This is a genomic window from uncultured Muribaculum sp. (genome assembly GCF_910583865.1).
GTDB lineage: Bacteria > Bacteroidota > Bacteroidia > Bacteroidales > Muribaculaceae > Muribaculum.
In genome coordinates this window covers 1-18,060 of the sequence record NZ_CAJTYX010000035.1, presented here as the reverse complement: position 1 = coordinate 18,060, position 18,060 = coordinate 1, and the positions used below count along the sequence as shown (strand labels likewise).

The 18,060-nt window shown below is 53.0% G+C and carries 12 protein-coding genes; 11 read left to right on the top strand and 1 reads right to left on the bottom strand.

Annotated elements, in window-relative coordinates:
- Nucleotides 1–91 precede the first annotated feature (91 nt).
- From QZ303_RS08265 to rlmN, 11 genes are all read left to right on the top strand, one after another.
- Nucleotides 92–793, top strand: coding sequence for a Bax inhibitor-1/YccA family protein (locus tag QZ303_RS08265; RefSeq protein WP_295731584.1), 702 nt, complete (start codon nucleotides 92–94; stop codon nucleotides 791–793).
- 696 nt (nucleotides 794–1,489) lie between these two features.
- Entirely contained in the window at nucleotides 1,490–4,819 is a 3,330-nt protein-coding gene (locus tag QZ303_RS08260) for a SusC/RagA family TonB-linked outer membrane protein (protein ID WP_295731582.1), read from the top strand.
- 21 nt (nucleotides 4,820–4,840) lie between these two features.
- The gene (locus QZ303_RS08255; protein WP_295731580.1) at nucleotides 4,841–6,547 is read left to right on the top strand and encodes a RagB/SusD family nutrient uptake outer membrane protein; all 1,707 of its coding nucleotides are present in this window, start codon (nucleotides 4,841–4,843) and stop codon (nucleotides 6,545–6,547) included.
- A gap of 24 nt (nucleotides 6,548–6,571) precedes the next feature.
- Nucleotides 6,572–7,897, top strand: coding sequence for a substrate import-associated zinc metallohydrolase lipoprotein (locus tag QZ303_RS08250; protein WP_295731578.1), 1,326 nt, complete (start codon nucleotides 6,572–6,574; stop codon nucleotides 7,895–7,897).
- A gap of 49 nt (nucleotides 7,898–7,946) precedes the next feature.
- Entirely contained in the window at nucleotides 7,947–9,353 is a 1,407-nt protein-coding gene (locus QZ303_RS08245) for a DUF4302 domain-containing protein (protein WP_295731576.1), read from the top strand.
- A 107-nt stretch (nucleotides 9,354–9,460) separates the two neighbouring features.
- Entirely contained in the window at nucleotides 9,461–11,437 is a 1,977-nt protein-coding gene (locus QZ303_RS08240) for a hypothetical protein (RefSeq protein WP_295731574.1), read from the top strand.
- Nucleotides 11,438–11,921: 484 nt separating this feature from the next.
- Nucleotides 11,922–12,731 (top strand): outer membrane protein assembly factor BamD, encoded by an 810-nt coding sequence (locus tag QZ303_RS08235; RefSeq protein ID WP_295731572.1) that lies wholly within the window; start codon nucleotides 11,922–11,924, stop codon nucleotides 12,729–12,731.
- A gap of 49 nt (nucleotides 12,732–12,780) precedes the next feature.
- The gene (locus tag QZ303_RS08230; RefSeq protein ID WP_295731570.1) at nucleotides 12,781–13,113 is read left to right on the top strand and encodes a DNA-directed RNA polymerase subunit omega; all 333 of its coding nucleotides are present in this window, start codon (nucleotides 12,781–12,783) and stop codon (nucleotides 13,111–13,113) included.
- Nucleotides 13,114–13,217: 104 nt separating this feature from the next.
- Nucleotides 13,218–13,493 carry a 30S ribosomal protein S15 gene (gene rpsO, locus QZ303_RS08225; protein ID WP_068962168.1) on the top strand — a complete coding sequence of 92 codons (276 nt, stop codon included), beginning with the start codon at nucleotides 13,218–13,220 and terminating at the stop codon, nucleotides 13,491–13,493.
- Between the two features lie 177 nt (nucleotides 13,494–13,670).
- A complete protein-coding gene (locus QZ303_RS08220; protein ID WP_295731565.1) occupies nucleotides 13,671–15,839 on the top strand; it encodes a cation:proton antiporter in 2,169 nt (722 codons plus the stop codon).
- Nucleotides 15,840–16,224: 385 nt separating this feature from the next.
- Nucleotides 16,225–17,265, top strand: a complete 1,041-nt coding sequence (gene rlmN, locus QZ303_RS08215) for a 23S rRNA (adenine(2503)-C(2))-methyltransferase RlmN (protein WP_295731563.1) — start codon at nucleotides 16,225–16,227, stop codon at nucleotides 17,263–17,265.
- A gap of 95 nt (nucleotides 17,266–17,360) precedes the next feature.
- Here rlmN and QZ303_RS08210 read toward each other — a convergent pair whose 3' ends face one another.
- Nucleotides 17,361–17,972: a hypothetical protein gene (locus tag QZ303_RS08210; protein WP_295731560.1), complete on the bottom strand. Its 612-nt coding sequence runs from the start codon at nucleotides 17,970–17,972 to the stop codon at nucleotides 17,361–17,363.
- Nucleotides 17,973–18,060: the final 88 nt, after the last annotated feature.

Below are 18,060 nucleotides of genomic sequence, written 5' to 3'. Positions count from 1 at the left end.
AAACGTTGTAAAGTAATCGGGACACAGGAGCCCTCGTGGCATCAAACGCTCCCGGAGCATTCACAACAAACTGAACCAACACATTATTATTATGTATCCTCAGAACTACAACAACTATGGCGGCCAGGAGGCTCTCGACATGCGCGTGTCGCAGGTGATGCGCCGCGTCTACCTCAAGATGTTCCTGGCGCTGCTCGTCACCACGGCCGCCGCGTTTATGGTCGGCGCCATACCGGGCCTGACATATTTCCTCGCCACCCATACGTGGGTGTATTGGGGGCTGCTCATCGTCGAGCTTGTTATGGTCTACTCGATCGCCGGCGGCGTTAAGCGCATGTCGAGCGGCACTGCCACGGGGCTTTTCTATCTCTATGCGGTGCTCAACGGCGTGGTATTCTCGCTGATATTCGCCGCCTACAGCTTCGACTCGATATTCAAGACGTTCCTCATCACGGCGGGGACGTTCGGCGCCATGAGTGTTTACGGCTATTTCACGTCGAACGACCTTACCAAGATCGGCTCCTTCCTCTACATGGCCCTGTTCGGGCTGATCATCTGCATCGTGGTCAACATCTTCTGGGCCAACAGCACCCTCGATTGGATCATCTCCGCCGCCGGTGTGCTGATATTCATCGGTCTGACGGCCTATGACACCCAGAAGGTGAAGGAGTGGGCCGAGGCCGGCGCGATGGTCGACGGACGTCTTGCCACAATCGGGGCGCTGACGCTCTATCTCGACTTCATCAACCTGTTCCTCTATCTGCTCCGTTTCTTCGGAAGCAGCCGCGACTGACAGGACCGGCGCGATAAATACAAAAAAAGTTGGCGTTGTGTCGAAATTTTTCGACACAACGCCAACTTTTTTGCGGGGAGGTGAGTCAGACCGGTCGGACGGGCCGAGGATTTTAACAAATTGCCTCTTTTTTTCATGCGGACGGTGAAAGGTATTTTGACATATCGAAGTGTCAGATTGTTACTAAATGCTAATTGGAATAGTCAGTAATGGCTTTTTCGGGGCTATTTTGCTGTCCGGGATGCATGTATCACGGGCCGGAAATTATAAAATCGAACATTATGGAGGTGAATTACCCCCCCCATTTAATATATTGATTATTAGGGATATATTGCATTATGAATTCATATTTGAAGATGCGACGCCCTTGTGGTGCACGTCGTTGTCGACGGTTTGCGTTGCAAAATGATAGCCAAAGCCCCCTCCGTGTAGCATAATGGCTTTTTAACTTTAAAATTAACACGTAATGTTTTGTTTTCTAAAACAATTGGCATACCTTTGTAAATCCAATCGGAAACTTGCGGGTTTCCGGTAGATAAGGACAACGAAACGGCGTCACCGTGGTGCTATGGCGGTGGCGCAATTGAGAAAGTCTATCGACGCACCTCTCCGGATTATATTTTAGTGCGACCGTCCGGGAGTAGTGTTAATATTAATTGAGAGTCGCGCCTAAAGATCATTATTACATTCAATTCTATGGAGAAAAGAATTATGCTGTTATTGTTGACGCTGTGCGCATCCTTGTGGATGTGGGCGCAGGTCCGTGTAACAGGCGTTGTTTATTCCGCAGAAGATGATGAGCCTCTTATTGGCGCCACGGTGGCGGTCAAAGGCAAAGCAGCCATTGCCACGTCTACCGACCTCGACGGCAAATTCTCGCTGAACGTACCGTCGTCAGGCTCCACCCTCGTGATTACCTACGTGGGCATGAAACCTGCCGAGGTAAAGGCATCATCTTCTCCCGTCACCGTAAAGCTTGAAAGCAATTCGCAGGTGCTGGGCGAGGTAGTGGTTACAGGTATGTCGAAGATGGACAAGCGATTATTCACCGGAGCCACCACCAAAATCGATGCGGAGGACGCACGCCTGTCGGGCGTGAGCGATATCTCGCGCTCCCTTGAAGGCCGCGCTGCCGGCGTGTCGGTGCAGAACGTGTCGGGCACGTTCGGTACTGCCCCCAAGATCCGTGTGCGCGGTGCCACGTCGATCTACGGTGCGTCGAAGCCCCTGTGGGTGGTCGACGGCGTAGTGCTTGAGGATGCCGTAGAGGTATCCGCCGACGACCTCTCGTCGGGTGATGCCACCACGCTTATCTCCTCGGCCATCGCCGGGCTCAACGCCGACGATATCGAGTCGTTCCAGATCCTGAAGGACGGTTCCGCTACATCTATATATGGTGCGCGTGCCATGGCCGGCGTGATTGTCGTGACCACCAAGAAAGGGCAGGCCGGCAAGACCACGCTCAACTACACCGGCGAGTTCACCTACCGCATGAAGCCCCGCTACGGCGATTTCAACATCATGAACTCGCAGGAGCAGATGGGTGTCTACAAGGAGATGCTCGAAAAGGGCTGGCTGGAGCTTTCGTCGCTTGCCAAGGCCTCCGAATCCGGCGTGTTCGGAAAGATGTACCAGCTCATCAACACGTATGATCCTGCCACAGGTAAGTACGGCCTCGCCAATACCCAGGAGGCACAGTATGATTACCTGCGCAAGGCCGAGTTCCGCAATACAGACTGGTTCGACGAGCTGTTCAACAGCAACATCATGCAGAACCATGCCGTCAGCATGTCTGGCGGTACTGACAAGGGCCGCTTCTACTCGTCAATCTCGGTGATGAACGATCCGGGATGGACCATCTCGTCGAAAGTGCAGCGTTACACCTTCAACGGCAACGCTTCCTATGATGTGTCACCGACAGTGCGCGTCACCCTCCTTACCTCCGACAGCTACCGCAAGCAGCACGCTCCGGGCACCCTGTCGCAGGAGACCGACGTCGTTTCCGGCGAGGTGAAGCGCGGCTTCGACATCAACCCCTATAGCTACGCACTCAACACGTCGCGTACGCTCGACGCCGACGAGCGCTATACCCGCAACTACGCCGGCTTCAACATCAAGGACGAGCTGGAGAACAACTACATCGAGCTTGGCGTGACCGACCTCAAGTTCCAGGGTGAACTCAACTGGCGTCCCTTCCAGGGGCTCGACCTCAACGCCATCGGTTCATACCGCTACCAGCGCTCCACATCCGAGCACTTTGTGAAGGATAACTCCAACCAGGCCAACGCCTACCGCGCAGGTATCATCCCCGAGGATGCCACCATCCGCGATGCCAACAAGTATCTCTATACCAACCCCGACGACCCCAATGCCCTCCCGACAACGGTGCTCCCGCAGGGTGGTATCTACTTCAACAATGCATACTCTATCTCGCAGCTCGACTTCCGCTTCAACGCTCAGTACAACACCACCATCAACCGCGACCACATCATCAACGCCATGGTGGGTACGGAAATCGCCAAGACCGACCGCAATGCCGTGTCGTTCCAGGGATGGGGTTTCTGCTACGAGAACGGCAACATACCCTTCATCGACTACAATCTCTTCAAGCAGCAGGTAGAAGAGGGATCCACCTATTACTCCAACCAGTGGACCTACCGCCGCAGCGCCGCATTCTTCGGCACCGCCACTTACTCCTATGCCGCACGCTACATCATCACCGGTACGGCTCGCTATGAGGGTACCAACAAGCTCGGCAAAGCACGCAAGTCGCGTTGGCTGCCGACATGGAACGTGTCCGGTGCATGGAACGCCCACGAAGAGTCGTTCTGGGAACGTCTGATGCCCACTTTCAGCCACGCCACCCTTAAGGCGTCCTATTCACTGACAGCCGATTCGGGTCCGGACTACGTGTCTAATGCTACGGCTATATTCAACCCTTACAATCCGTGGCGTCCACTAAGTTCCGTTAAGGAACTCGGTATCCAGCTTGAGTCGATTGCCAACGGCGAGCTTACCTATGAGAAGAAGCACGAGCTTAACCTCGGTGTCGACCTCGGATTCTTCAACAACCGCATCAACCTCGTGTTCGACTGGTACAAGCGTAACAACTACGACCTTATCGGCACGGTGTTCACCCAGGGTGTCGGCGGTGAAAACCAGAAATATGCCAACGTGGCTGAAATGGCTTCGCATGGCGTTGAGTTTACCCTCTCGACACGTAATTTCCAGGGCCGTGACTTCTCATGGTCGACCGACCTTACGTTTGCCTACGCCAAGAACAAGATTACCAACCTTGACGCACAGTCGCGTGTGATTGATCTTGTCACCGGTAGCGGCTATCCCCTTCAGGGCTATCCCGTGCGCGCCATCTTCTCCATCCCATTCATGGGGCTGAACGACGAAGGTCTGCCTACTTTCATAAATCAGGAGGGCAAGCTGACAACATCCGACCTCAACTTCCAGGAGTTCGAGCATCTTGACAACCTTGTCTATGAGGGACCTTCCGACCCGACGATTACCGGCGGTTTCGGCAACGTGTTCCGCTGGCGCAACTGGCATGCCAACGTGTTCATCACCTACTCGTTCGGCAACAAGATTCGTCTTGACCCCGTGTTTGCGAAGTCCTACGACGACCTTACCGCCATGCCTCGTGAGTTCAAGAACCGTTGGATAAACCCCGGTGACGAGAAGTACACCGACATTCCGGTTATCGCCTCGAAGGTACAGACGCACAACGATTCCTACCTAAGCTATGCCTACAATGCCTACAACTACTCTACGGCGCGCATAGCCAAGGGCGACTTCATCCGCATGAAGGACATCTCCGTCACCTACGACGTGCCTGCATCGTTCATGCAGAAGCTGCGCATGCGTTCCGCATCGTTCAAGCTCGCTGCCACCAACCTCTTCCTTATCTACTCCGACAAGAAGCTCAACGGACAAGACCCCGAGTTCTTCAACTCCGGAGGTGTCGCCACCCCGACTCCGAAGCAGTTCACATTCACCGTACGTCTCGGCTTCTAATCTCCCATAATTCTTAGTACAATGAAACTGAAGAATCTCAAATATATACCCATGGCGGGGATGGTTGTCGCTCTTATAGGATGCGACGACTTCCTCGACCATACGCCCGACAACCGTGTGACCATATCCACACCCACGCAGGTGACCCAGCTTTTGGTCAATGCCTACTCCGACGGCAACCATGCCACTATCTGCGAACTGTCATCAGACAATATCGTCGACAACACTTCACCCGACGAGAACGGTGTGCGCTATAATCTCGCTGGCTATGAAAATTTTACGCCCGCCGACGACGAGGCTTTCGCATGGGAGGATATAAAGAGCGGTATCCAGCAGGATTCCCCCTCCCACGTATGGAGCAACGCCTATCATGCGATTGCCGTCTGCAATTATGCCCTTCAGGCCATAGAAAAGCTTGAGACCGAGGGGCGTGGCGACGAGGTTGCAGGTCAGAAAGGCGAGGCACTCGTAAGTCGTGCTTACCACCACTTCTTGCTGGCCAACCTCTTCTGTCTGCCTTATGCCGGACCGGATGCATCAAAGACCATACCGGGCATCCCCTACATGACCGGTATAGAGACTGAGGTAAAGCCTCAGTATGACCGTGGCAACCTCGCCGACGTTTACGACAAAATCGAGAAAGACCTTCTTGCCGGCCTCCCTCTTGTCGCCGACAATCTCCATCCTCAGGCCTCGAAGTACCATTTCATGCGCAGGTCGGCCAACGCCTTTGCAGCGCGCTTCTTCCTTTTTGCCCGTAAGTATGACCTCGCGGAGAAATACGCCTCTGTTGCCCTCGGTGGAGACAATGCGGAGCCTTCTTTGCGTACTTTCTGGAGAAGCACTTATTCCACGAGCGAATCGCTTACCAATGCGTGGGTAAGTGATGGCGATCCCGGCGTGCTGATGCTCATCCCGACTTCTTCGATATATTATCGAGTATGTGCAGGGAAGTATGCCCACAACCGTGAGGCAAAGAATGCCACCACCCATTCGCCCGGCCCGACGTGGACCGGCTACAATTTCCACCCTTGCATGCAGAACAAACTCTATTATCGCGGTCAGAGCGAGTACGGCTCTATATTCGGGCCTATGATGGAATTCTTCGAATACACCGACAAGATTGCCGGTATCGGATTTGTCCATCATATCCGTCCCGAGTTTACCGCCGAAGAGGTGCTGCTGACCCGTGCGGAGGCTCGCATCTACATGCGCAAGATCAATGAGGCTGTTTCCGATCTCCGCTACTGGGATCGCAACCGTTGGACAAATCTTCCTGTCAACGACAAACCTTCTGCCGATCTTACTCTTGAGGTGATAAATAATTTCTATACCGATGCAGATCAGGCGTACGGATTGGTGAAGAACGGCATAGTAAGCCCTATCCATATAGATGAGGTATGTCCTCCCGCCAATGCCGCGTGGGCTTTCGGCTCCGACATCGAGAATTTGGTGCAGTGTGTGCTCCACTTCCGCCGTCTCGAACGTATCGATATGGGCGACCGCTGGTTTGACATCCGCCGCAACGGTATTGTCATCACCCACAAAATCGGTCGTTCGCGCGTAGAGACCCTCGCCCTCGGCGATCCTCGCCGTGCGTTCCAGATTCCGGCAGACGTGCTTTCCGCCGGTTTCCCCTCCAACGACCGTCTCCCCTCAGGTGGCGAAGCAGGTAGCGCCATTCTCTCCTCCGAAAGCTATATCAAGCCATTGACTCCACGTCCGTAATATTAAATACTGTAGATTTTCATTATGATGAAAAAATATATATTAGGTTCGGCGCTATGCCTCGCAATCGCAGGAACGTTCGTTTCCTGTAGCAAGGATGACGAGCTCGATTCCACATCGATTTTCCAGGTAGATCCTGAAGTGCTCGATCCCACTTCGCCTACATATAATTTCGACAAATGGGTGACAAGGAACTATCGCGACCGCTATAATATGACTTTCACCTATCGCATGAAGTCGCTTGCCACCGATCCGGACTACAACCTCGTGCCGGCATCTCTCGACAAAGCCAAGGAACTTGCCGTACTCACAAAATATCTCTGGTATGACGTGTACGACGTGATTACGGGCGATAGCATATTCCTCGGTAAATACGGCCCGAAAATGTTGCATATCATCGGTTCTGCTGCCGTAAATCCCTCCACCGGAACTGAAATCCTCGGTCTTGCCGAGGGTGGTCTGAAAGTGTCGCTCTTCGTAGTGAATAAGCTCGACCCTGAGAATGCGGAACAACTCAATGCAATGTACTTCAAGACCATGCATCATGAGTTCTCCCATATTCTCCATCAGACCAAGACATATCCGCAGGAATTTGACCGCATAAATGCCGCCCACTATGAGCCTAATACGTGGCAGGAGCGTATCGGTGGCACTACATGTTCGCTCGGATTCTCCTCTCCCTATGCCTCCGGTCAGGCACGCGAGGATTTCGCCGAGACTTGCGCCAACTATATCACCCGAACCAAAGATGAGTGGGATTTCACTATGTGGTGTGCCGGTAAAGGTTGGAAGGAAATCGATGATATCTATGTCACATGGGATCTGATGGGTATGTTCAACGATGCGGCAAATTACGACGCGTTGATGGACAAGTACACTTTTTGCTATTGGTATAACCGTAATAACGAGGAGAAGGACAAGGGTTTCAGGACTTATATCGGCCAGTTTGTCGAGAAAGACCAGGTCTACTATCTCACCGACATGGAGCTTACCGTCGATAAGGATAATTCCGCCCACCGTACTTACACCCAGGACGGAAAGAATTACTTCGAGTTCTACAACTTCAAAGGTGGCAAGGAGAAATTCAAGACCGGCGCCGACTTCGAAAAGTGGCTTAAAAAGAACTATACCGATCGTGGAATAGAAGTGTTCCCCGTGGAGGATACCGACGGGCAGGACGGTGCGGCCAACCTTGAGAAGAAAGTGTCCATTGTGCGGGAATGGTTTGCGTCCGCATGGAATATTGATCTCGACGAACTTCGTGATACAGTCCAAAGCCGTCAGAGCAAAATCGACATAACGAAACTCCTCGCCCCTATCGACAATCCCGCTACCGGGAAGAATAAATAACGCGTATAATTCGCAACTTTGTTATTAACAGATTTTTGAATCAACTACGATGAAACTATATAACGGATTCCTTACCGTATCTGCCATGCTGCTTCTCGCCGCTGCTGCCGTCTCCTGTTCCAACAAGGAGGACGACATCTTCGACCAAAGCGCTGCCGTGCGCATGGATGCTGCCAAGGCCGAAACAAAGGCTCTCCTCGTTAAGGAGCACGCTCCTGCCGGATGGGAATTGTCCTATTTTGCCGACAACGACTGGGAGTCGGGCTACGTCATTCTCATGAAATTCAACAATGACGAGTCTGTCGAGATGGCCGGTTCAAACGCATGGGTGGCCAATGCTTTCATGTCAACGGATCGCTATGCAGTGCAGCGTGAGACGTCGCTCTACAAAATGATCTCTGACGACGGCCCTGTGCTCACGTTCGACACGTTCAACAAGATGCTCCACATCTTTTCGTCGCCCTACAATCTGCCTTCCTCGAAGTACAATATCGACAATGTACCATTCCCCGAAGGCCCGCTTGATGATAGCGGCGACGATGTAAACGAGAACGGGTATGGTCATAACGGCGATTATGAGTTCGTGATCATGTCGAAATCAGCCGACGAGATTATCCTGAGAGGTAAAAAGACACGTGTCAACATGCGCATGCGCCGTCTTGCTCCCGACACTGACTGGGACCAATACTTCGCACAGGCCAACAACCGCGCCGCCAACACGTTCTCCAACCGTTTCGGCGACCTCAAGATGGTGGTGGACGGCCACGAACTGCATCTCTCGAATCTTTCCAAAGGGGTTATGCACATTGTTGCTGATGACGATGATCCCGTGATGGAGACCGTAAAGATCCCGTTCCTCTACACTCCTGACGGAATCCGCCTGCGCGAACCCTACAAAGGCTTCGAGGACCGTCTCGCCGATCTCGCCATCCAGAACTTCACCTTCAACGATGACGGCACCCTCTCCTGCACAGACCGCCCCGTCGAGTTTGCCCTCAACAGTTCATACCCCGAAATCTTCGGCATGTCTACGTTCTCTTGGAACATTGATTTTGAGAGCGCGACAGGTGCTATGAAAACCTTGATTGATGAGACTGTAGCAGGATTTACCGCTAATAATTCCTATCAAGGACTCCAGTACTTGTATTTCAATTACAATGCGATGGCTAAGCGTTACGCTCTTACTATGAGAGTGAAGCGCGTATCATCCCTTGGCTCTCTGTACGGGGATTACACATATGGTGAAGATGGTACAATAAAGATGTCTTTCTCCGGTCATGAGGGTGACAATAATGGTGTTACACGTACCAGCCGTGTACCTGCCATGCAGCAATTACTCGCACATATCTCTTCCGTGACCTGGAAGGTTACCACTAATTCTCCAATGGCTCCGGAACGGTTATACTTTACCAACGTTAATGATTCTTCCGAACAATTTATAGTAAATTTACGATAACGATTTTAAAGGGACATGGTCGGCGGGAAATTTGAATGACTGTCACCATGTTTCTTTAAAGTTTTCATTACTTGTGTATTGAAATATTTCTTATTATATTTACGCTTATGAAAAAGTTTACATTAGTAACCTTGGCGGTTGGAAGTATTTTATTTCTCCATGCCGCCTCTCCTAAAGTCGTCAATGTTGTTAAGTTGCCGCAGCATGATATCTTGAAAGACGCTAAGACTCAAATGTCTGCAAGAATCAATGCTGAAACTACAACTACAGGCTTTTCTATCTCTAATTTGGAAAAGAATGCTGCCTCACCGATTAAGAATAATGTTAGTCGGGTGGAAACTAATTCAGAGGCAACTATTTTCCCTAATTATCGTTATCCTTCCGGAGCACTTTTCCCAATCTGGTGGGTATATCAGAATCAGGGACAGAATGGCGAGGAGAAAATTGTGGGGCCGGTATATTTTGGGCTTGGCAATATGTTAGTTCCAGCCGGGCATGAAGTTACATTCCCTAACTTTACTTATAACAGTGAGGGCGACTTTGTCCAAGATGCCTCTTGGGAGTGGCAGTATGAAACAGGAATCTTCCATTCGCAATATAATACTGCATTGGCTACGTCTACGGATGCCGATCTTTCGGCTTCTTTAGCACCTATGCCGATTATGAATTATGGAGTTGATGCTCCTATTTTGGCTGTTGGAGATCAGGAATTTGCTCTTGGAACTACGGAACAGGGCGAATTTTATCCGTTATCGATAAACCCAGGTGGCAATGGTGGACTGAACCCCGGTGATGAGAGTATTAATGCAACCCGGTACAGACTTACCAATGGAGCGTATCGTTCATGGATTACCAATTACAGTAATGCAGATGAAGTCTTGGGCTATAGCAATGTTATCGGTGCAGGTGTGGATGCTAATGGCTTTTATAGTGGTGTCTCCTGTAATGATCTTCGAAATAGGATGTTGGCAGATGACTTGGAAGCGTATGGTATTGATGCGAGTGCATTCTATGGCTATGCCCAGACTTTTAGATCATCTTCCCAAGGAGGTGTTCTTTCGCAGATTGCAATGCCTACGAGTGTCAAGGCTAAAGCCGGTTCTGAAATTACAGTTACGCTTTATAAGATAGAGTCTGAAGGAGAGGGGGATTCCGCAGTTGATAAATATATAGAGATTGCAAGCGGAATCTATACTGTAGATCAAGATGTAACTTCTAGTGATTTGACATTTGTCACATTGGATTTGTTTGACGAAGAAACTGAGGAGGAATATATCATATTGGAGCCGAATTCTCTTTATCTTGTCCTGTATTCTGATATTGCCGGACTGGATGCATTTGTTCCCAGTACGCCCCAATTCTCTTTTGATGCAACAGACATACATACGATTGCAACTGCAGACATGCAGAATCGTAACGGTGTATTTGCCATGTATCTTCTTGATGACGGATTTGCTCCTGTGCCGGTAGATTTCAACTGGAGGGTTAGTGAAACCTCTCCTCAAAGGAAGTATTATCCGGCGCTCCCAATCGAATTGGCGATTTCATATCCTTATATTACCCCGATGGGCGTATTTACTTCGTCAAACACTTATAATATGATTCCTGCTGAAAATAATTCAGTTGATGCTGAAATATTCAGTATGGGCGAGGATTATTATCCGATGGGCGTGGTAGTAGCTTATTCCGATATGAGTGCCGAAGATCTCTTAAACTCTGTGGAGTATTCATCAGAAGATCTTAAGGAGAAGATCTCTTTGAATGTTCGTGCTGCGGATGATTATACTGTACCTGGGCAAAGCGTTACATTCCCCTCTGTAGAGCGTAGAATTAACGTTTATGTGATGGATGATGTGCCTACTGGCTCTTGGATTAAATTACACAACTATAATCAGACTCTTACCATAAATATTCCTTCATATGAGTTCTCGGGTATCGGCGACATTGTCGCTGACGGCGAGGCTGTGGCTTCCGAGTACTTCGACCTGCAGGGCCGCAAGGTGGCAGGCGAGGCAAAGGGCATCATGATCAAGAAGATGACCATGGCCGACGGTAGCGTGAAGGCTGTGAAGGTAGTGAAGTAATTCCGCTCCCTTGACTCACACATTTAATGACAATGAAAGGAGGCTGCGGCAGAATGCCCCGTCACGCATATCCCTGTTTGCAGGGCTTCCGTCCGCGCCTCTTCCAATAAGATAAAATGGAATTGAAAAAATACATGGAATTGAATTAATAACAGCTAATTTTTTGAATTCCCCGGTGGCGGGTTGCCGTGAAACCGGAGGGATGTACCCCCGGGGCATCCTCAAAGCAATTGATAGCCGGGGGGATTGGGGGGCGGATGCACCGGGGGTACATCCCTACGGGTTGACGAATTCGTATTGGCTGCATCGGGGCGCCGGGCTGCCGTTGCATGTCGGAGACATGAGGGGGTGGGCGCCGGGCGGGGAGGACGGCTATTTGGGGGGATGGAGGGGATGTGTAGTTAAAAAATATTAACGGCTGAGGGGCGGGGGTGGGTAATCCGGCAAAGATTCACTAACTTTGCAGCTTGAATCAATGCAACTTATGTCAAGACTACTCACCATACTCGTCTCGGCGCTGATCGCCGTGATGGCCACCTCATGCGGCGAATACCAGCGCATGCTGAAATCGGCCGATGCCGACGCCCGCCTCGACTTCGCCCGCCGTGCCTTCGAGCAGAAGAAATACACCCAGGCCGCCACGGTGCTGACCGACATAGTGACCTCCTTCAAGGGGACCGCCAAGGCCGAGGAGTCGCTCTACCTCCTCGCCCTCTCCCACTACGAGAACAAGGACTACGAGACCTCCGGCGCGTACTTCAAGACCTACTATTCGCGCTATCCCAAAGGGAAATACGCCGAGATGGCCCGTTTTTATTCCGGCTACGGCTACTATCTCGACTCGCCGGAGCCCCAGCTCGACCAGTCGGGGACCATCAAAGCCATCGAGGAGCTACAGGCATTCCTCGACTATTTTCCCAAGAGCGACAAGGTGCCCGTGGCGCAGCAGGCCATATTCGAGCTTCAGGACAAGCTCACCCTAAAGGAGCTGCAGAACGCCCAGCTCTACTACAACCTCGGCACATACATGGGCAACAACTACGAGTCGGCCATCATCGTGGCCCGCAACGCCATAAAGAACTATCCCTATTCGAAATACAAGGAAGATCTTGAAATGCTCATCCTGAAATCGCGCTACCAGGAGGCCGACCAGAGCGTCGAGGAGAAGAAGGCCGACCGCTTCCGCGACGTGGTCGACGAGTATTACTCCTTCACCAACAACTGGCCCGACAGCCACTACCGGCGCGAGGCCGACAACATCCTCAAGATCGCCCGCAAGTATGTGAACGAATAGCCTTGATAATCTCCTTATTGCCAAAAGAATAATTTCTTAATTCATCATAATGGACTACAAGAAAACAAACGCTCCTCTCAACACCACCACCCGCGACCTTGTGAAGATGGCCGAGCCTACCGGCAACATCTACGAAACAGTGTGCATCATCGCCAAGCGCTCCAACCAGATCGCCGGCGAGATGAAGCACGACCTCGAGAAGAAGCTCCAGGAGTTCGCGTCGCTCAACGACAACCTGGAGGAGGTTTCAGAGAACCGCGAGCAGATCGAGATCTCGCGCTACTACGAGAAGCTCCCCAAGCCCACGCTAATCGCCACGCAGGAATATCTTGAGGACAAGATTTTCTGGCGCAACCCCGCCACCGACAAAAATCTCGACTGAAATTTCGCCGGCCGGAAAAATTTCGCTAACTTTGTGCGCCCGAAATCCGATTTCGGCGCAAATTATTCATAATCAATTTATTCACATACTTAACTCTCGAAAGAATGCACTTAAATTCTGAAGAAAAAGTTAACATCTTTGAGAAATACGGTAAGGGCAAGACTGATACTGGCTCACCTGAAGCACAGATAGCATTATTCTCAGTCCGTATAGCTCATTTGACTGAACACCTCAAGTCAAATCACAAAGATTATACTACAGCACGCGCCCTGAAGGCCCTCGTAGGTAAGCGTCGTCGTCTCCTTGACTACCTGATCAAGAAGGACATCACCCGCTACCGCGCCATCATCGCGCAGAAGGAGCTTGGCATCCGCAAGTAAGCCGGCCTCTTCCCGACAAAGCCATCGCGGCGGTGTGTCGAAAAATTCGGCATACCGCCGTTTTTTTGTGCCCGGACTGGACTGTGACGCCATTCATCATCTGTGTAGATACATCCTTTTTTCGTAAATTTGCGTTATATAACCATCTATAACAATGTTTCCATTCCGACCATGAGCATGATAGCCACTATAACTCCACTGGTGACCGACCCCGTGATGATATTCTTCATCGTGCTGGTCATCATCCTGCTTGCGCCCATCCTGCTCAACCGGCTCAAAATACCCCACATCATCGGCATGATCGTGGCGGGGGTGGCCATCGGTCCCTACGGGATAGGCCTTCTGAGCCGCGACGCCAGTTTCGAGATATTCGGGCAGGTGGGCATACTCTACCTGATGTTCCTCGCGGGCATCGAGATCGACATGTACCATCTTAAGAAGAACATGTCGAAGGGTCTGACTTTCGGACTGTACACATTCATCGTGCCGATGGTGCTCGGCACCCTCACGTCGGTGTGGATGCTCGGCTACAGCTGGCTCACGGCCATATTGCTCGCGTCGATGTATGCCTCCCACACGCTCATAGCCTATCCCATAGTGAGCCGTCTGGGGCTTAACAAGTCGCCTGCGGTGATCATCACCATAGCCGGCACGATTGTCACTGTGCTCGGCGCTCTCATAGTGCTCGCCGCCATCGTGGGCATATGGGAGGACGGCGAGTTCAGCGCCCTGGGGCTGTTGGCGCTCCTGGGCAGGCTCGTGGCCTACTGCCTCGTGATAGTCTACCTCTTCCCGAGGCTCACCCGGTGGTTCTTCAAGCGCTATTCCGAGCCTGTAACGCAGTTTATCTATGTGCTGGCGATGGTGTTCCTCGCCAGTTATTCCGCCAAGGCCATCGGGCTTGAGAGCGTGCTCGGCGCGTTCTATGCCGGCCTCGTGCTCAACCGCTACATACCCAACATGTCGCCGCTGATGAACCGCATCGAGTTTGTCGGCAACGCCATCTTCATACCCTACTTCCTGATCGGCGTGGGCATGCTCATCAACGTCAACGTGGTGGTGTCATCGTGGCAGACGCTCTACGTGGCCGCCGTCATGTCGGTCGTGGCCACCCTGTGCAAATGGCTCGCAGCATGGCTCACGCAGCTCACCTACCGCATGTCGAGCCTCGACCGGAGCATGATATTCGGCCTGAGCAACGCCCAGGCCGCAGCCACGCTCGCCGCCGTGATGATCGGCTTTCGCATGGGCATCTTCAACGAGGACGTGCTCAACGGCACCATCGTGATGATCCTCGTCACCTGCGCCATCTCCTCCATCATCACCGAGCGCGCCGCCACGCGCATGCGTGTGGCGATGCTCAGCGACGACACCGGCGCTCCTGATGCCGCCACGCGCCGCGGGCCGTCCAACATGCTTATCTCCGTGAGCAATCCCGTGACGGCCTCGTCGCTCGTGGACTTCGCCGTGCTCATGTACAACCCCTCGCGTGAGTCGCGCCTATATGCCCTCAACATCATCACCGACGACACCCCTGGCCACCGCGCCATAGGCCGCACATGCCTGGAGCAGGCGCAGCAGGCTGCGGCGGCGATGGACCTCCGTATCGAGCCGATAGAGCGCTTCGACCTCAACGTCACCGCAGGCCTGGTCAACACCATTAAGGAGCGCGATGTCTCGGAGGTGATCATCGGCATGCACCGCAAGGCCACCGTGATCGACTCGTTTTTCGGCTCCAAGATCGAGCAGCTCATCAAGTCGACAAGCAAGATGGTGCTCATCGCCCGCTGCTTCATACCTGTCAACGCCGTGACGCGCATAGTGGTGGTGGTGCCCCCGAAGGCGGAGTATGAGACCGGCTTCGCACGTTGGGTCAATTCGCTCGGACGGCTCACGCGCCAGATTGGATGCCGCATAATCTTCTGCTGCAACGCTGACACGCGCCGGTGTGTGCGCGGTGTGCTTATGCGCGACCGCTTCGAGATCCGTTCGGAGTATCGCGACGTGGAAGGGTGGGACGACTTCGTGCTCCTTGCCAACCATATCCTCGACGACGACCTTTTCGTGGTGGTCAACGCCCGGCGCTCGTCGGTGTCGTTCAGCTCGTCGATGGACGAGCTGCCGATGTTCCTCCAGAAATATTTCTCGCGCAACAATCTCGTGGTCATCTATCCCGAGCAGTTTGGCGCACGGGAGAACGTGCCTTCGGCCATCGACCCGCTCGCTTCCGACTTCACGGCCACTCCTTCGTCGCTGTGGGTGCGCATCGCCTCGTTCTACAGGCGCATGATCATCCTGCGCAAGCGTTTCACGCAGCGCAACCGTGTTAAGAAGATCGACCTGTAGGATGATTGTCCGGTGGCTTGTCCGAGGCGCATCCGGGGGCGGCTGCACCTTGGGTACAGCCCTACGTGGCGATGTAGACACCGTGCATCTGTGGCTTCAGTAGCCCGAGGCCGATGAATAAACTAAAAATAGTTAATAAATATTAAAACGGGGGGGGGTATTTTTAACCTCCCGTTTTTTTATCTACCTTTAGCGAACCAAAAGGAGATCATATTGCCACATCAAACGAATTAAAACATAAAATTTATTCTTATTTGTACGGAGAACACACAATGTTGTTGAACATGCGCGCTGCCGCCTCGTGATGGGGGTGGCAGCGCTTTTTCTGCGGGTATCCTGCGGGGGGTGCGCGCCTATGTCGGGCAGATATGCTAAATTTGCACTCATGGAAGCGACACAATCCCAACAATCCACTCTTGTCCCTCTGATAGGGATGACCCTCGACGGGCTGCGCGCCGTGGCCGCCGAGTGCGGTATGCCCGCGTTTGCCGCCAAGCAGATGGCACAGTGGCTCTACGAGAAGCGCGCCGACAGCATCGACGCCATGACCAATCTGTCGAAAACCGCCCGTGCGCGCCTCGCCGAGCGCTACACGATCGGACGCACTGCGCCCAAGGCCGAGGCGCGCAGTGTCGACGGCACGGTGAAATATCTGTTTGACGGCGCGGGAGGGCGGGACATAGAGGCCGTGTATATCCCCGACCGTGACAGGGCCACGCTGTGCGTAAGTTCCCAGGCCGGCTGCCGTATGGAATGCCGGTTCTGCATGACGGGGCGGCAGGGATTCCACGGCAATCTCACCGCCGGCCAGATCATCAACCAGGTGTTGTCGATCCCCGAGTCGGAGAGCCTGACCAATATCGTGTTCATGGGTATGGGAGAGCCTACGGACAACCTTCCCGCCGTGCTCGCCGCCATAGAGATACTGACCGCCCCATGGGGGCTGGCATGGAGTCCGAAGCGCATCACGGTAAGCTCCATCGGCAAGCTCGACAACCTGCGCACGCTGCTCGACGCCACCAAGGTACACGTGGCCATCAGCGTGCATTCCCCGTTCAGCGACGAGCGCGCGTCGTTGATGCCGGTGGAGCGCGCCTACCCGCTGAAGGATGTGCTCGCCCTGCTGCGCGGCTACGACTTCGCCCATCAGAGGCGCCTGTCGGTGGAGTATATAATGTGGGGAGGCCTCAACGACAATCTGCGCCATGCGCAGGCTCTGGCCCGGATGCTTCACGGACTGGATGTGCGCGTCAACCTCATCCGCTTCCATGCAATACCCGACTGCGACCTGCGCACGTCGGACACCGACACCATGACTGCATTCCGCGACCGCCTCAACCAGCTCGGCATCACGGCCACCATACGCACCTCGCGCGGCGAGGACATCGCCGCCGCCTGCGGTATGCTCGCCGGCAAGGGGGCGTGACCTCTCCGTTCTACCAGACAAACACGTTCGGCGCGTAGGAATTCCTACGCGCCGAACGTGTTTGTCTGGTAACCGCTTTTAGGTGACCTCTTGGATTAGTGCTTTTCGTCAGTGTTGATGAATGTGAGCTTTTCTTTGGGGGCTTTAAGCTCGAAGCTCATCTTCGTGCCCTTGTCGTCTACTTTTATGTCGTCGATTACGGCGAAGCGTGAGAAGTAGGGGAAAAGGGCATGCGTGAGCTGTCGCTCACATACGGATGCCGCTTCTGCCTTTACAGACTTGTCGTCAGCTCCGGAGGGAAGGTTGCCTGTTATGGTGATGGCGTCGGGGGCGACTGTCACTTTCATTGATGGCAGGTCGAGGTTGAGCAGCAGGTCATCGCTGTCGTCGATGTCGTAGGTCCAGGTCCCGTTTACGGAGGCTGAGGCCGGTATGGCCAGCTCGTAGGCAGTGGAGTCGGTATTGACGGTCTTTATCACGTCGATATCGGCGGCGATGGTCACGGGTCCTCCGTCCTTATTCTCGTTCTCCAGGAAGTCGATTGATATCCCGGCGGTCGCTCTTGTGGCGTCGGAAACGCTTGCGGATAGGTTGACAGGGGAGATACTTGTCCATGAATCCGTGAATCGTGCCTTGTCGGAACATCCGGAGATAGCCATTGATGCGCAGGCGAGAATCGCGGCTGCTGATTTGATTGTCTTTGACATGAGGATTTTGTATGTGAATTGATTTGTTTTCAGTTTATTACTGTCCGCTAAACCATAAATCAGAGAGTCCAACATCTTGAAAGGCAGA

Bases quoted from the DNA above. Each gene is read 5' to 3' on its own strand.
- QZ303_RS08265 (WP_295731584.1), top strand. From the start codon at position 92: ATGTATCCTCAGAACTACAACAACTATGGCGGCCAGGAGGCTCTCGAC.
- QZ303_RS08260 (WP_295731582.1), top strand. From the start codon at position 1,490: ATGGAGAAAAGAATTATGCTGTTATTGTTGACGCTGTGCGCATCCTTG.
- QZ303_RS08255 (WP_295731580.1), top strand. From the start codon at position 4,841: ATGAAACTGAAGAATCTCAAATATATACCCATGGCGGGGATGGTTGTC.
- QZ303_RS08250 (WP_295731578.1), top strand. From the start codon at position 6,572: ATGATGAAAAAATATATATTAGGTTCGGCGCTATGCCTCGCAATCGCA.
- QZ303_RS08245 (WP_295731576.1), top strand. From the start codon at position 7,947: ATGAAACTATATAACGGATTCCTTACCGTATCTGCCATGCTGCTTCTC.
- QZ303_RS08240 (WP_295731574.1), top strand. From the start codon at position 9,461: ATGAAAAAGTTTACATTAGTAACCTTGGCGGTTGGAAGTATTTTATTT.
- QZ303_RS08235 (WP_295731572.1), top strand. From the start codon at position 11,922: ATGTCAAGACTACTCACCATACTCGTCTCGGCGCTGATCGCCGTGATG.
- QZ303_RS08230 (WP_295731570.1), top strand. From the start codon at position 12,781: ATGGACTACAAGAAAACAAACGCTCCTCTCAACACCACCACCCGCGAC.
- rpsO (WP_068962168.1), top strand. From the start codon at position 13,218: ATGCACTTAAATTCTGAAGAAAAAGTTAACATCTTTGAGAAATACGGT.
- QZ303_RS08220 (WP_295731565.1), top strand. From the start codon at position 13,671: ATGATAGCCACTATAACTCCACTGGTGACCGACCCCGTGATGATATTC.
- rlmN (WP_295731563.1), top strand. From the start codon at position 16,225: ATGGAAGCGACACAATCCCAACAATCCACTCTTGTCCCTCTGATAGGG.
- QZ303_RS08210 (WP_295731560.1), bottom strand. From the start codon at position 17,972: ATGTCAAAGACAATCAAATCAGCAGCCGCGATTCTCGCCTGCGCATCA.